The organism is Trebonia kvetii (genome assembly GCF_007827045.1).
Classification (GTDB): Bacteria; Actinomycetota; Actinomycetes; order Streptosporangiales; family Streptosporangiaceae; genus Trebonia; species Trebonia kvetii.
Window position 1 is genome coordinate 694,768 of record NZ_RPFW01000001.1, and the last position, 13,849, is coordinate 708,616.

General features: G+C 67.4%; 15 protein-coding genes and 1 pseudogene. 12 read left to right on the top strand and 4 right to left on the bottom strand.

Going from position 1 to position 13,849, the window contains the following annotated elements:
* Positions 1–74 precede the first annotated feature (74 nt).
* Positions 75–593 (top strand): Hsp20/alpha crystallin family protein, encoded by a 519-nt coding sequence (locus EAS64_RS02920; RefSeq protein WP_145851146.1) that lies wholly within the window; start codon positions 75–77, stop codon positions 591–593.
* 308 nt (positions 594–901) lie between these two features.
* Here the strand turns inward: EAS64_RS02920 and EAS64_RS02925 are convergent, their stop codons facing one another.
* Positions 902–1,183: a hypothetical protein gene (locus tag EAS64_RS02925; protein ID WP_222848946.1), complete on the bottom strand. Its 282-nt coding sequence runs from the start codon at positions 1,181–1,183 to the stop codon at positions 902–904.
* Between the two features lie 547 nt (positions 1,184–1,730).
* Between EAS64_RS02925 and EAS64_RS02930 the strand changes: the two genes are divergently transcribed.
* Together EAS64_RS02930 and EAS64_RS02935 are read left to right on the top strand one after the other, a co-directional pair.
* Positions 1,731–2,081, top strand: a complete 351-nt coding sequence (locus tag EAS64_RS02930; protein WP_145851148.1) for a VOC family protein — start codon at positions 1,731–1,733, stop codon at positions 2,079–2,081.
* A gap of 51 nt (positions 2,082–2,132) precedes the next feature.
* Complete coding sequence (locus EAS64_RS02935; RefSeq protein WP_187365654.1) at positions 2,133–3,149, top strand: RNA polymerase subunit sigma-70; 1,017 nt, start codon at positions 2,133–2,135, stop codon at positions 3,147–3,149.
* A 302-nt stretch (positions 3,150–3,451) separates the two neighbouring features.
* Here EAS64_RS02935 and EAS64_RS02940 read toward each other — a convergent pair whose 3' ends face one another.
* Positions 3,452–4,156: an alpha/beta hydrolase gene (locus EAS64_RS02940; protein ID WP_145851150.1), complete on the bottom strand. Its 705-nt coding sequence runs from the start codon at positions 4,154–4,156 to the stop codon at positions 3,452–3,454.
* 372 nt (positions 4,157–4,528) lie between these two features.
* Here EAS64_RS02940 and EAS64_RS02945 point away from each other — a divergent pair, with 372 nt between their 5' ends.
* Positions 4,529–5,182 carry a BON domain-containing protein gene (locus EAS64_RS02945; protein WP_145851151.1) on the top strand — a complete coding sequence of 218 codons (654 nt, stop codon included), beginning with the start codon at positions 4,529–4,531 and terminating at the stop codon, positions 5,180–5,182.
* Between the two features lie 134 nt (positions 5,183–5,316).
* On the opposite strand, the gene EAS64_RS44445 is transcribed toward EAS64_RS02945, so the two are convergent.
* Positions 5,317–5,613, bottom strand: a complete 297-nt coding sequence (locus EAS64_RS44445; RefSeq protein WP_222848947.1) for a type II toxin-antitoxin system death-on-curing family toxin — start codon at positions 5,611–5,613, stop codon at positions 5,317–5,319.
* 25 nt (positions 5,614–5,638) lie between these two features.
* Between EAS64_RS44445 and EAS64_RS02955 the strand changes: the two genes are divergently transcribed.
* The 8 genes and pseudogenes from EAS64_RS02955 to EAS64_RS02985 all read left to right on the top strand — a co-directional run bounded on the left by EAS64_RS02955 (position 5,639) and on the right by EAS64_RS02985 (position 12,653).
* Positions 5,639–7,132, top strand: coding sequence for an AMP-binding protein (locus EAS64_RS02955; protein WP_145851152.1), 1,494 nt, complete (start codon positions 5,639–5,641; stop codon positions 7,130–7,132).
* Entirely contained in the window at positions 7,129–8,112 is a 984-nt protein-coding gene (locus EAS64_RS02960; protein WP_145851153.1) for a 2-dehydropantoate 2-reductase, read from the top strand. The genes EAS64_RS02955 and EAS64_RS02960 overlap by 4 nt, the downstream gene beginning before the upstream one ends.
* A gap of 93 nt (positions 8,113–8,205) precedes the next feature.
* Positions 8,206–9,423 carry a cytochrome P450 gene (locus tag EAS64_RS02965; RefSeq protein ID WP_187365655.1) on the top strand — a complete coding sequence of 406 codons (1,218 nt, stop codon included), beginning with the start codon at positions 8,206–8,208 and terminating at the stop codon, positions 9,421–9,423.
* A gap of 215 nt (positions 9,424–9,638) precedes the next feature.
* A complete protein-coding gene (locus EAS64_RS02970) occupies positions 9,639–9,890 on the top strand; it encodes a peptidase associated/transthyretin-like domain-containing protein (protein WP_145851155.1) in 252 nt (83 codons plus the stop codon).
* A gap of 127 nt (positions 9,891–10,017) precedes the next feature.
* Positions 10,018–10,815: a hypothetical protein gene (locus tag EAS64_RS02975; protein WP_145851156.1), complete on the top strand. Its 798-nt coding sequence runs from the start codon at positions 10,018–10,020 to the stop codon at positions 10,813–10,815.
* Complete coding sequence (locus EAS64_RS02980) at positions 10,815–11,069, top strand: hypothetical protein (protein ID WP_145851157.1); 255 nt, start codon at positions 10,815–10,817, stop codon at positions 11,067–11,069. Before EAS64_RS02975 ends, EAS64_RS02980 begins: the two co-directional genes overlap by 1 nt.
* 188 nt (positions 11,070–11,257) lie before the next feature.
* A complete protein-coding gene (locus EAS64_RS43245; RefSeq protein WP_187365656.1) occupies positions 11,258–11,422 on the top strand; it encodes a hypothetical protein in 165 nt (54 codons plus the stop codon).
* A 193-nt stretch (positions 11,423–11,615) separates the two neighbouring features.
* Positions 11,616–12,653 (top strand): annotated as a pseudogene (locus tag EAS64_RS02985) (PDDEXK nuclease domain-containing protein).
* Between the two features lie 271 nt (positions 12,654–12,924).
* Here EAS64_RS02985 and EAS64_RS02995 read toward each other — a convergent pair.
* Entirely contained in the window at positions 12,925–13,674 is a 750-nt protein-coding gene (locus EAS64_RS02995) for a DUF4253 domain-containing protein (protein ID WP_145851160.1), read from the bottom strand.
* Between the last annotated feature and the right edge of the window lie 175 nt (positions 13,675–13,849).

A 13,849-nucleotide genomic window follows, 5' to 3' on the forward strand; every position in this document is an offset into this window, starting at 1 on the left:
GAATAGTGTTCACGTAGGCGGTGTTCTTCCGGGCCGCCGGGCCTCTGGCCCGGCCAAAGGCAAGGGAGAACGACATGACAGTCATGACAGCCTGGGACCTGTTCGAGGACCTGCGTGCCGCGCAGGATGAGACGCTGCGGGCGACCAGGGGACACGGCTGGCGGCCCGGCCAGCAGTTCACCAGCGGCGGTGCCCCCGCGGCCTGGGCGCCGGCGGTCGACATATCTGAACGTAAGGACGCCTACCTGGTGGCGGCCGAGCTTCCGGGCGTCAAGGCCGACGCCCTGGAGATCACCTTCGAGGACGGCCTGCTGACGATCCAGGGGGAGCGGCGCTTCGCGCACGACTCCGCCGAGGAGAAGATGCACCGGACCGAGCGTTACTACGGCGCATTCCGCCGCTCGATCACCCTGCCCAGCCACGTCGAGGCGGACAAGATCGAGGCCTCGGTGCAGGACGGCGTGCTGCAGATCCTGGTACCCAAGGCGCCGGACGTACAGGCCAAGCGCATCCGGGTGCACGCTGGCCAGGGGCACACTGTCCTCACGCAAGACGTCCTCACGCCAGACGCAACGATCAAAGACGACAGGTGACCGCAAAGCCGCGGCCCCACCGGCCAAGGACCGCCAGACCTTAGCAGAGGGACCCTCCTGCCGTCACCGCTCAATACTGCGGTGACGGCAGGAGGGGCATGCCGGCTCGCTCTTGGCACGCTGAGGTGCCGGGACCATGACCATGACCTGGTCGTTGACCGCGGGCGTGTGCAGCCTATGCCTCAATCCGGGCGCTGCTCATCATCAGAGTGAGCGACGCCCGGAAAGACGCCCGGAAAGCGGCACGCGAAGCGCGGAGAATCATCCACCGGCTTAGATCTCCGCGCGGCGTGATCCACCCGGGGCGCTCAGCCGAGTTGGGACAGCCCCTTCTGCAGATCGTCGCCGTTCATCGCCGGGGCTAGCTCCACGCTGGCGTTCAGCTCCATGAAGAACGGCTCCGCGAACGGCGGTATGCCGGACGCGTCCGGCAGGTCAAACACCATGAACGCGGTCCGCTGCCCGTCGAAGGTCGTAAAAAACATGGCCTCCGGCTTCCAGCGCTCAGCGGCGCGCTGCATGACCGCGCCCAGGGTGCCGTCCTTGATCGCCTGGTTCCCTGACTCAACCGGCATGCTGATCCTTGCCATGACACGCACGAGTACCCCCGTTGAACTCTGGCCGCCCTCGGCTTGCCGCCACAGCCCGGCTCCCCGTGATGCCGGGGCGCCCGCACGACCGCCGCTAGGGCGAAGGTGACGGGAACCGGCCCGCGCACATCCGCTGCCGAACGCCGCCAGATGAACTGCGGACCATCCCGGACGGTCTGTACCCGCCGGCCAGAAGCGCAACCACCGCCCAGATCGACGTCCCGCGAGGAACCAAGCTCTTGCCGAAGGCCGCAGACCTATCCCGCGAACACCATGACCGATGAAGGGCGACGCGAACGTGATGCCCCACTGGAAGTGTGCCGGCCACTGGAACGGCGACAAGGCTGACAGCGCCAGGGAACCGGTTCGCGGCGACCTGGCAGGCTACCGCCCGGGCGGGCCCACACCTATCCCCCGCTGAACGAAGTCCGCACGCCGCGCACCCGCCGGCAAGGAAATCTTTCGTGCCGCCGTTCACCGAGAGATCAGGGGGTGTCTCGTCGTCAGACCTGTTGTGAGGTTGCATCGGCGAGAGAGGAGCATTTCAATGCCGAGCCCGGTGGTTCATTTCGAGATCAGGTCATCAGACCCGGATGCGACACGGTCGTTCTTCGGGAAGCTGTTCGGCTGGACGTTCCCTGGCGGGGGGATTCCCGGTTACAGCTACGTAGACACCGGAGTCGAGGGCGCGATACCCGGCGGCATCAGCCCGTTGCAGGGCGGTACGCCCCTGGTCACGTTTTTCGTCGGGGTTCAGGATGTCGCCGCTACCCTAGACGCGGCGGTGGCGCAAGGTGGGAAGATCATCCAGCCGGCTACATCGGTGCCAGGGGTCACCTTCGGGCTGCTGGCCGACCCGCAGGGGCAAGTGGTGGGATTGGCCTCGGCAGACAGCTGAGGCATGCTGCGCCGGGCCGCCGGGCGAGACACTGACAGCAGGGAGGCTCCAGTGCCTGATTCCACTGACATTGCCTTGCTCGCGCGGGCCGTCGCCGGGGACAGTGCGGCATTCGCCGCGCTAGTGGGGCCTTTGCGTGGGCCGGTGTTCCGTCACTGCTACCGGATGCTCGGCTCCGGCGCGGACGCCGAGGACGCCACCCAGGACACGCTGGAACGCGTGTGGCGCAAGCTGGGAACCTATGACGGCTCGGGACCGTTCGGCGCCTGGCTCCAGCGCATCGCGACCAACGTCTGCCTCGACGGGCTGCGGGCCAGGCGGGCGCGGATCGGCCTAGTCGGATACGGACCGCCGACAGCGCCCGGAGCCCCACTTGGGCCACCTGACCCGGAGCTGGCCTGGGTAGAGCCGGTTAGCGATACTGACCTTCGCGTGTCGCAGGACCCCCAGGATGAGGTGGTCCGCCGGGAGGAGATCAGCCTGGCGTTCGTGGCCGCGCTGCAGCTCCTTGCGCCACGTCAGCGGGCCGCGCTGCTGCTGCACGACGTGCTGGGATTCACCCACGCGGAGGTCGCCGAGGTGCTCGAGGTCAGCACCACCGCGGTCAACAGCCTCCTGTCACGGGCGCGCGAGTCTGTCCGTTCCAGTGCTGGTCAGCCGCAGCCGGACATGACCGAGCCTCGTGTGCAGCAGCTCCTGCAGCGCTATGTCCGGGCATGGCAGCTCGCGGACATCGACGCATTCGTCCGGCTCGTCACCGAAGACGTCCGCTTCACCATGCCCCCGCTCACCGCGTGGTTCGACGGCCGGGAGGCCGTGGCGGCGTTCGTGGAGAACGCCATCTTCGCGGCTGTTCGCCCGCATGGGGTGCAGCTGAGGGCCGGCTCCTGCAACGGACAGCCCGCATTCGGGACCTATGAGCCAGACGGTGCAGGCCGCTTTGCCGTCAGCGGCCTCCAGGTCCTGCAGCTCGGCGAGGCGAGCGGCCAGCCGCTCATCACCACGTTGGTGTCCTATCGCGACCCTGCCCTCGCGATCCGCTGCGGATTGCCGCCCTCGCTTCCCTAGGCTTATCCGCGTCGCCGGCGGTTCGGCAATTCCAGACTCGGCGCAGCGACGGCCGACCAGCCCGCATGACCATGCGCCGTCAACCAGCGCCGAGGACCTTGGCATGGCGACCGACGCTCCCGATTCGGCAGCTCAGGATGGCCAGGGTGCTCGTCAAGGTCCTGGCATGCCTGGCGCACCAGGACGCCCGCCCGGCTAGCGGAGGCGCGGATGTAGGCGACCGCCGCGTACATGGCGTACTGCGCCGCCCGATCGCCACGGCGTCATTCTGCCCCAGGGCCGCGCACGCCCGATATCGTCTGCTACCGCACGGTGACCGCTGACGCGGCTTGCTCGATGAGGTTCGCTACTGCGGCGGGTTGCGAGACGTAGACGGAGTGACTGCCGGCGACCTCGACCACGGTAGAGCCCGCCCGCTCGGACATGGCGTGCTGGGCAGCCGGGGGGATCATCCGGTCTTCGGTTGTGATCATGTACCAGCTCGGCTTGGCGCGCCATGCCGGGTTGGTGATCGATCCGCCCAAGGCGGCCACGCCCCAGGGGACCTGCGAGTCGGCCATGAACGCGGCCTGCTTGGCGGGCAGGTCGCCGGCGAACGAGGCGGGGAATTTCTCCCGGTCCAGGAACAGGAAGCCGTCCTTGGGCGGCAGGATCGGCGGCACGGGCGCACCCGGCGGCGGGTCAGCGATCAGCGTGTTGACCGACTCGCCCGTGTCCGGCGCGAACGCTGCGAGGTAGACCAGGGCCGCGACGTTGTCGTCGGTTCCCGCCTCGGTGATGACGGCCCCGCCGTAGGAATGGCCGACCAGGACAACCGGACCGTCTTGCTCGTCGATGATCTCCCGCGTCGCGGCGACGTCGCCCTCGAGCGACAGGGTCGGGTTCTGGACCACGCTGACGTGGTAGCCGTCCTGTGTGAGCAGGTTGTAGACGCCCTGCCAGCCGGACCCGTCCACAAAACCGCCGTGTACCAGAACGACGTTCCTTACCGGTGACGCTGTGGTCATGGTGATCTCCTTTCCACCAGGAATGGCTCGGACGCGCGGGCCTCAGCAGCAGCGTCATGCGCGACTCGTTCAGTGATCTGGCTGAGGTCTGAAGGTTTCCGTACCGGCTGCCCGCGCATGCACGCATATGCGGGTCACCGCGCGTAGCCAGCCGCCCGTCCCCGGCGCGTTTGCGTGCCGATCAGGCAGCCGGGCGGGCGTGCCTGCCCTGTTCACGCTGTACCCAAGACCGCGAACATCTAAAGTCTGCCGCTCAGGGCGCTACCGCTAACTTGTGCATGGAACTTCGTCACCCCAGTTCTCGGGGCTAGGCCTTCCGCATCGGGGTATCACCTCGGTCTCGGCAGCATCACCGGCTTACAGGGGGACACCATGGCAAAGCCCAAGGACATCCGCGCTGCGGTCAGGGCAGAACTGGACTTCGACCCGTTCATCGACGATACCGACATCACTGTCAAGAACCTCGGCGGCGACGTGGCGCTAAACGGCACCGTGCCCAGCTACCCGCAGTACCTGCAGGCGGCCGCGGCCGCGCGGCGCGTGGCGGGCGTGACCAGGGTGCACAACCACCTGATGGTCATGCTGCCCGACGAGAATTACCGGGACGACGCGCAGCTGATCTCCGCGGCGAACAACGCGCTCGCGCTGAACATCACCGTGCCTGATGGCGTCGAGGCCTCGGCCAGCGACGGAAACATCTGGCTGACAGGCTCAGTCAGCTACGGCTACCAGCGGGACGCCGCCGAGGCGGCCGTCTCCGGGCTGACAGGAGTCCGCAACATCAGCGACGACATCGAAGTCCGCAGCTTCGAGGAGACCGCTGACGCCACCAGACGAGTGCAACGGGCGCTGGACCGCTACGGCCTGTTCGGCGACGACAGCGACATCTCCGTCACTGCCGCCGACGGCACCATCACCTTGGCTGGCCACGTCCAGACCTGGGCCGAGCACGATGCGGTCATCGACGCTGCCTGGCGGAGCCTCGGCGTCTCCGACGTCCAGGACGACCTCCTCATTACTGGCTGAGACATTAAGAGGCCCATCAGGGTGCACGACGATTACCTGTTGCGGCGGCCGAACCCACCACGGCGGTGCCAGTGCCGGACGCCGCCGCTCTTGCCGTCGGCAGGGGCTTGGGTGTGCGGCCGCACGCTGTCGCTTTACCTGCGGGGCTGTGTGGTGTTCCGGAGGACGGCCGCGATGGCGTCAGCATCGTCGAGTTGCCCGGCGGCGACGTTGATCACCAGGTCGTAGGCCTTGTCGTTGGTCAGGGTCAGCCGACGGCCGTTGAGGCCGTAGAACGCGATGACCGCGGCGAGCGCGAGCCGCTTGTTGCCGTCGATGAGCACGCGGTTGCGGGCGATGGAGTGCAGCAGCGCCGCGGCATTGGCGTCCAGGTCGGGGTAGGCAAGCGGTGGACACGCATCGCGGCGTGCGATATGGGTGGGTGATGCCACCTGACGTCGTGGAGAGAGGGCGCAGATGACCGTCGGCAGCGCGGGCAGTCTTCGTCGCCTCGTCACGAGGTCTGACGGCCATCCGGCCTTGGTGGTGCCCGAGTCGGGCGCCGTGCTTTCGTACGCGGGACTGCAGCGCGCGCTCGACCGGGCGGCGGGGCGACTGGCGGCGATCGGCGTGCGGGAAGGCGACCGGGTAGCGCTCGCCGCCGCCAACGGCCCGGCGCTGATCGTGGCGTTCCTCGCGGTCGTCGCCAGCGACGCGGTGGCCGCGCCGCTGAACCCCACGCTCGGCGAGGCCGAGCTGACCGCCGAACTCGGCGACCTGCGCGTGTCCCGCCTGCTGCACGACGGCGTGGCCAGTGCCGTCGCGGCGGCGGACCGTTCGGACGTACCTGCCAGCGTGATCGGGATGGCGGAAGGGCTGCTGCACATCGACGGCGAGGCCGGCTCGGCGCTGGAAACCGCCGGGAGCCCGGACGCGCTGGGCCTTTTGCTGCACACCAGCGGCACGACAAGCAAGCCGAAGACCGTGCCGATCAGGCAGCGCAACCTGGTCGCGTCGACCGCTGCGGTCGCGGACACCTACGCGCTGTCCGGCGACGACGTGACGGCGTGCGTCATGCCGCTCTTCCACGTCCACGGCCTGGTCGCCACCGTGCTTGCCACGCTGTCTACCGGCGGCACGGTGCTGCTGCCGCGGTTCCGGCCGTCGACGTTCTGGGACGACGCCGCCCGGCACGGGGTTACCTGGTACACGGCGGTGCCGACCATCCACGCCCGGTTGCTCACCGGGACAGAGGTGGGCGGACCACTGGAACACCGAATCCGTTTCGTACGATCTTGCTCTGCGCCATTGCCTACGGCGCTGTGGCGGCGCTACGAGGAGACGATCGGCGTCCCGCTCGTCGAGGCCTACGGGATGACCGAGGCGGCGCATCAGATGGCATCCAACCCGCTGCCTCCCCGCGAACGCCGGCCAGGCACGGTCGGGCTGGGCACCGGCACCGAGGTCGTCGCACTTGACGACGACTGGCGGCCGGTGCCGCCAGGCGACGAGGGTGAGATCGCGGTGCGCGGGCCGTCCGTGGTTGACGAGTACCTCGATAATCCTGCCGCCACCTTTGCCGCGTTCCGGAACGGCTGGTTCCGCACTGGTGACGTCGGCCGGCTCAGTGCCGACGGGTATCTGTCGCTGGTGGGGCGGGTGAAGGAACTGATCAACAGGGCGGGCGAGAAGATCTCGCCGTATGAGGTGGAAGACGTGCTGCTCACGCATCCTTCGGTCGCTGAGGCGGCGGCCTACCCGGTGCCCGATGAGAAGTACGGGGAGCAGGTGGGGGTCGTCATCGTGCTGCGCGGTGACGCGACGCCGCGGGAACTGACTTTGTACTGTGCGGAGCGGCTGGCCGCGTTCAAGCGGCCGGTTCGGGTGACGATCCTGGACTCGATCCCGAAGGGGCCGACGGGGAAGATCCAGCGCCGTAACCTGGCCGGGCTGGTGGGCGGCGGCTCGTGAAGGTGGCGGTCGTGGGGGCCGGGGCGATCGGCGCCTATGTCGGGGCGGCACTGGACCGCGGCGGGGCGGAGGTGCACCTGCTGGCGCGTGGCGCGCACCTGGAGGCCATGCGGGAGCGGGGCGTTACCGTGCTGAGTGAGCGGGGCGACTTCCACGCCCATCCGCACGCCACTGATGATCCGGCGTCGATCGGGCCTGTCGACATCGTCTTTCTTGGGCTTAAGGCGTATAGCTACCGTGATGCGGGGCCGTTGCTCGCGCCGTTGCTGCGTCCGGGGACTGGTGTGGTCGCCGCGCAGAACGGGATCCCGTGGTGGTACTTCCACGGTCTGCCGGGTCCTTATGAGGGGCGGCGGATCGAGGCGGTCGATCCGGAGGGCGCGGTGTCGGCCGCGATTCCTTTGGAAAGTGCCATCGGATGCGTGGTCTACTGCTCGGCCGAGATCACCTCACCTGGAGTCATTCGGCACGTCGAGGGGACGCGGTTTTCTATCGGCGAGCCTTCCGGTGTTGTCTCCCCGCGCTGTCTCGCGTTCAGCGAGGCGATGGTCGCCGGGGGGCTGAAGTGCCCGGTGGTGCCGGACTTGCGTTCCGACATCTGGCTCAAGCTGCTCGGCAACGTGGCGTTCAACCCGGTGAGCGTCCTAACCCGCGCCACGATGGGGGCGATCGCGGAGCATCCGGGGACGCGGGAGCTGGTCTTGAGCATGATGCGCGAGACTGCCTCGATCGCTTCGTGTCTTGGCAGCCTGCCGAAGATCTCGGTCGAGCGGCGGTTCGAGGGAGCGGCGAAGGTGGGTGAGCATAAGACGTCGATGCTGATGGATTTCGAGGCGGGCAAGCCGCTGGAGACGGACGTCTTGCTGGCGGCCCCCGTTGAGCTGGCGCGGCTCGTCGGGGTGCCGGCGCCGACGCTGGAGCTGGTCCACGGCCTTATCGACCTACTGACCGTGGAAGCGCGCGCCCTAGCGAGTTCATAGACGCACGGTGGCGGGTATGCACAGTCTGGTCATCGTGTGCCCGACATGGAAGACTCGGGTACTGCCCTTACACGGCGCGGCCGGGAGTGCCAGGTGGAAGCGACCGAGATCCTGCAAGCTCTCTTTGCTGCTGACGCTGCCAGTGATCCTTACCCCCGCTATGCGGACCTGCTCGCGACCGGCGAGGTCTGCCATCCGACGCAGTGGTCGTCGGTCGTCGTGTTTGGTTACGCCGCCATCGAGTCGGTCCTGCGTGATCCCGTGTTCGAGGTGCAGGGTGACACCGGGCTCGACGAGATCTTTCCGGCGTGGCGCGAGCACCCGTCGATGAGCAAAAACTCCGTCATTGACCTGAACGGCGGCGAGCACACGAGGGTTCGCGGCCTGATGTCGCGGGCCTTCAGCCGCCGCCGGGTGGAAAGCCTGGCGCCGGCGATCGCCGCGACGACCGCCAGCCTGCTCGACGACATGGCCGACCGAGGCAGCGGCGGCGAGCCGGTTGACTTCGTGGCGCAGTTCGCCTTTCTGCTGCCGGTCATCGTGATCTGCGACCTGGTCGGGATACCGCAGGCGGACCGCGAGACCTTCCGGCCGCTCGCCGAAGACCTCGTCGCCGGCCTCATCGGCGAGCGGCGCCGGGCAGAGGACGCGGTCGCGCTCGCGGACGACGCAACGGTTCGGCTCAATGACTACTTCACCGCCCTCGCCGGCGAGCGCCGCAAGCATCCCCGCGACGACCTGCTCAGCCAGCTGGTGCACGTTCACGACGTCGGCGACGGCCGGCTGAGCGACGCCGAGTTGCATGACAACCTGCGCACGCTTGTGATAGCCGGATTCCTGACCACCACCCACCTTCTCAGTAACGGGCTGGCGCTCCTGCTGTCCGACCCTCACCTAGCCGCGGCCATGCGGGAGGCCGAGATCGCAGTCGCGGACTTCGTGGAGGAAACCCTGCGCTACGAAGCGCCCGTCCAAATGACGGTCCGGCGCGCAGCGGCGCCGGCCGAGCTCGGCGGCATTCAGGCGGCCGCTGGCACCCAGATACTCCTGCTGATCGGCGTCGGAAACCGAGATCCGCGCAGGTTCGCCAGTCCGGACCGCTTCGACCCGCGCCGGTCAGACGCCGGCGCGCTGAGCTTCGGTGGGGGCCCGCACTTCTGCCTCGGTGCGGCGCTGGCTCGGATGGAGGCGGCGATCGCGTTCCCGGAGCTGCTCGCGCGATTCCCCGCCATAGCATCGGCAGGCGAGGCGCGGCGGGTACCGGGGCCGGCCTTCCGCGGCTTCGAAAGCCTGCCAGTCACCGTCGCCTGACCGGCGGTCCGCCCGCTTAGTGGACACCAACGGAACCGGGGCGGGCGCCAGCTTCGTCCAAGGCACGAGAGCGGAGGGCAGCTGCGATGAGGACGCTGGGCGGCACGGTTCTGAGCGTCGCCGGCGTGGCGCTCATTGTGGCGGGGTGCTCCGGGGGTACTGCGGCGGGACCCACCGGGACCGTGCAGGGGAGGCTTCTAGCGTATCCAGGGCCCATGCCCTCGAACGGGAAGCCGCCGGCCAACCCGGTGGCAGGGACGGTCACATTCACGGACAAGAGCGGGCACACGGTGACCGTCACCGTCGGCGCCTCAGGGAGGTTCACCGTCCGCCTCGCCGCGGGGAACTACACCGCACTGCTCGCTCCGACGAGACTGGCGCCGGCGCGGGAGAACATCCGCGTGCAGGCCAACCGGACGCTGACGATAAATGTCCTGTGCTCATGGGACTCAGGTGACTGCGGCTAGGTCACGTGAAATCGCCCTGCATCTGAAACGTCGTCTCTGGTCCTCGACGACGGCGTGAACCGTGTTGGACGTCTGGCCGTTGTCTTGGGTGAGTGGCGGAGATTGGGCGCGATATTGGGCGGCAGCGGTGCGGATCGACCAACCGGACGAGGACGGCGGCCGGGCGGACGACGCTGACACGCCCGATGCGCCTGATGCGGAGGGCGCTGCCGGCTCGCGTCTCGGGGACCGCGAGCGGGCGGTGCCCGCCGCCTCGGGCGCCTCGGCCGACTCGGCGGACTCGGGCGGGGAGCACGAGGCGTACCGCGCCAGGGTGGATGCCGTCTTCCGGGCGCATGCGATCGACCAGGCTTACGATCGGGTCCGGGAGATCGAGCGCGGTATTGTCACGCCGGCCATGAAGCGGATCGAGGCCGAGGATCCGGAACGGCGGTTGGCCGGGCTCGAGCACAGCCTCAAGGGCAAGGACCGGCTCACCGAGAAGGTGGACAACTGGATGAGCGCCCAGGCCAATCTGACGGCAGCGGACGCGATCAGGCTGGTCAAGGATGCAATCCGCTATACCTTCCTGTACGAAGAAACGGCTTACTCGGCAGGCGTGCAGGCGGACTGTGATCGACTTGAATCGTCAGGCTTCAGACCAGTCGATCGGCAGAATTCCTGGGAAGACGATCAATATAAGGGAATCAACGGCAGATGGCGGGAACCAGAATCTGGGATGCTGTTTGAGGTGCAGTTCCATACGCAGGAAAGCCTCGACGCAAAGGAGCTCACGCACTCGGCCTATGAGCGTATCCGCGATACGAAGACGCCGCCCGACGAGGTCAGACGGCTGAAGGAGTACCAACGCGACGTTTGCGCGGGAATCACGATCCCGCCAGGGGCAACAGAGATTCCGGACTACAACCATCTGCAGGGGACCTGATGCCAACGAAGATCACTTACTTCGCGTTCGTCAACGAGTTCAGCAGTAAAGAGCGTCCCGGTGGAGTCGTCAGGCGGACCGAGTCGGAGGAAGGCGAGTACGACGAGGCCTTCACCCGCAGCCTCGTCTGGGAACGCACCCCGTTGCTGTACTCCTTCGAACGCGGAAACCGCGACAGCGTGTTCTACGAGATCACCGAGGACGAGGCCAACCAGATCGTCGAACGCATCCGCCGCATCGTCGCCGGCGAGTAGCCAGAATACGCGGGTCGCTGGAATTAATGAAATTTCGTGCTACGAGGCAGGCGTGTCGGTCATTCCCGTCAAACTGATGTTTGCCTATTATTGGCTACACAGCCCGTGAATATGGGCGGGTCGCCGTGGTGCTCGAACACCGACGGCGACCCTAGATCACCTCAACCAGTCGAACCTGGAGGATGACCATGGGTTCTATTGTCACCGAGACAGCGCGCTCGCGCTGGGACAGGCTCACGTCGGCAACGTTCGAGCAGATGAAGACGGCGCTGGCGTTCCTGAGCGCCTTCAGCCCGGACGAGTTCGATCACGCGATGGACGTGGCGCAATCCGGGGTGCGCGCCGCGCAGTAGTTGATCGTTTCTTAGGTTCGCGCCGGCGCCTTCGCCAGATTCCGGGGAGGCGCCGGTGGCGTGTGTTGAAGTAGCTCAACCCGTTCGGAACCGATAAGGGAATTGTAAGAAGCGCTGGGCGCCGAATTGGCGAAACTGGACCGCGCCGCGGCCTAGCGTTTGCTCAATGCCAGGGGTGAGCGGGCGGAGATTCATGAGCGATTCAATCGTTGCCGCGACCGAGTATGACGAGTTGCTTGATTCCATTAAGCGGACTCTTGCGGCTGGACAGCTTCGTGCGGCGCGGGCAGCCAACAACGTCCTCGTCGAGACCTATTGGCAGATCGGCCGGGACATCGTCCATCGGCAGCAGGAGCAAAGCTGGGGCGCTCGCGTGATCGAGGGATTGTCTGCGGTTCTGCGGACGGCGCACCCCGACGTGCGCGGACTCTCCGCCCGCAACTTGCGGTACATGGTGGCACCCGCCACCCGGTGGCCAACAGGAATTGTGCAATGCGGCGTTGCACAATTGCCGTGGAGCTCGGTGGCGACGCTGCTAGACGGCTGCCAGGACCGGGACCTCGGAGTTCTACGCCGGGCGCGCCGCGGACGAGGGATGGACCCGGGGCGTGCTGCAGTCGATGATCGCGAGCCGGTTGCACGAGCGGTCACAGCCCACGCTCACGACCTTCGACCGCGCGGTCCCGCAGGCAGACAGGGATGCGGTGCAGGGGATCGTGCAGACCCGTTCGTCCTCGACTTCCTTGCCGCCGACCCGGTGCGAGAACGTGACCTGTCCAAGGCACTCACTGACAACCTTGCTCGGTTTCTGCGCGAGCTCGGGACCGGGTTCGCGTTCGTGGGCGCCGAGGTGCCGGTGCAATGCGGAGAGCGGGAGTTCTTTCTCGACCTGCTCTTCTATCACTGCAGGCTGCATCGGTAAGTGGTGTTCGAGTTGAAGCTCGGGCGCTTCGAGCCGGAGTACGTCGGCAAGCCGAACTTCTACGTGCAGCTTGTCGATGATCACCTGCGCGACCAGGTGCACGACGATCCCACGCTTGGCATGCTGCTGGTTGTCGGGCGCGATGATGTAACGGTGGAGGTGGCACTGCGTGGGGTTAGGACGCCGCTGGCTGTTACCGAGTGGCGGCGGTTGCCTGCGAAGGTGCGGCAGGCGCTGCCGTCTGCCGAAGACCTCAGCGCCACCATGGCCCGCACAGTCCGTACAGTCGAATCCGCGGCGGTACGCTGATCCACCCGGTCCCGGTTTGCCGGAGCAAGCGAGCATCATCTGCCGGGAGGATGTCACGGTGGAGGCGTCGTTGTGCGCCTGGCACCATCTCGCGCTTCATGATCCAAGCGACTGGGCACTACCGCCGCTCGTTCAAGTGTCATCGACCTGAGGAACAGCTGCTGAGCCGCTGAATCCATGGCCTTTAGGGGCTACTTGATGAGAGCGAGGGCGTCATGGATTTTGCCGCAGGAGTCAGCGTTCTGGAGCGTTCCGAAGATCCGCAACCAGGTCAGTCCCACCAGAATGTCCAGCCGGGCGTGTCCACCAGGGCCGCCGCGAGCTGCTCAACGTCCATCGGCCCCAGGCCGAGGTATTCGTCGGCGAAAGCCCTATGCTCGGCGGCGATCCTGCGCGCGGCTTTGAGGGTGTGCGGCGGCCGTTCAACCAGGAGCCGGATCGCGGCACCGGGGCCGATCTGCACCAGCCTCGCGCCGAAACGCCTCTCAAAGGAGCGCAGCACGGAGCCGATCCACACCCCGTTGCGATGGTCCATGAGATCACTGAAGGCGACCCAGCCGACCGCCGCCGGCACATCGGCCGGCCGTGCCGCCGGCACCAGCCCGATGTGCGCCGCCTGGAACCAGCCGAGCGCCGCCGTGAGCGTGGCCACCGGAAGTGCGGCGCCTTCCGCCGGGGCGAGGTCGGACTCCTTCCCAGGGGGCGGGCCTGCTGCATCGTCATGCACTGCCCACGAGTCCGCGAGAACCTCCACCGCGCTCAGGCCGTCGATCTCGCCGGGATCAACGCCGCCGGTGAAGAAGAAGTCCGCGAGGTTATCTTCCGGGTCGAGCAGCACCGGCACCAGGCCCGAGTCCGTGTGCAGGTCGCGCAGCGCCGCCCACACCCGCCCGGGCTCAGCAACGGGGTCTTCGGTCACCCAGGCGACCGGTTCTTCGTCTTCGGTGATAATCCGCCTGCCCGCCGGTAGCCGCACCGGGCCGAGCGAGAACTCTCCGTCTTCAGGAAGCCTGGCCGCCATGCCGCAACAACCCCCGCCTTGATCAGTGCCCGAAGATACTCCAGTTCACCGTGCGCCGCGCCTGCCCACTGCTCCACGACCGCGGCGAGATTGCGAAACCCCGAGCTTAGTGCGCAAATCCCGCGCGCGCAGCCGACAAACCACCAGGTCACAGCATCACGGCTGCGCCAACTCC

Bases quoted from the DNA above. Each gene is read 5' to 3' on its own strand.
- EAS64_RS02970 (WP_145851155.1), top strand. From the start codon at position 9,639: ATGCCCTCGAACGGGAAGCCGCCGGCCAACCCGGTGGCAGGGACGGTC.
- EAS64_RS02930 (WP_145851148.1), top strand. From the start codon at position 1,731: ATGCCGAGCCCGGTGGTTCATTTCGAGATCAGGTCATCAGACCCGGAT.
- EAS64_RS02955 (WP_145851152.1), top strand. From the start codon at position 5,639: ATGACCGTCGGCAGCGCGGGCAGTCTTCGTCGCCTCGTCACGAGGTCT.
- EAS64_RS02945 (WP_145851151.1), top strand. From the start codon at position 4,529: ATGGCAAAGCCCAAGGACATCCGCGCTGCGGTCAGGGCAGAACTGGAC.
- EAS64_RS02940 (WP_145851150.1), bottom strand. From the start codon at position 4,156: ATGACCACAGCGTCACCGGTAAGGAACGTCGTTCTGGTACACGGCGGT.
- EAS64_RS43245 (WP_187365656.1), top strand. From the start codon at position 11,258: ATGGGTTCTATTGTCACCGAGACAGCGCGCTCGCGCTGGGACAGGCTC.
- EAS64_RS02925 (WP_222848946.1), bottom strand. From the start codon at position 1,183: ATGGCAAGGATCAGCATGCCGGTTGAGTCAGGGAACCAGGCGATCAAG.
- EAS64_RS02980 (WP_145851157.1), top strand. From the start codon at position 10,815: ATGCCAACGAAGATCACTTACTTCGCGTTCGTCAACGAGTTCAGCAGT.
- EAS64_RS02920 (WP_145851146.1), top strand. From the start codon at position 75: ATGACAGTCATGACAGCCTGGGACCTGTTCGAGGACCTGCGTGCCGCG.
- EAS64_RS02995 (WP_145851160.1), bottom strand. From the start codon at position 13,674: ATGGCGGCCAGGCTTCCTGAAGACGGAGAGTTCTCGCTCGGCCCGGTG.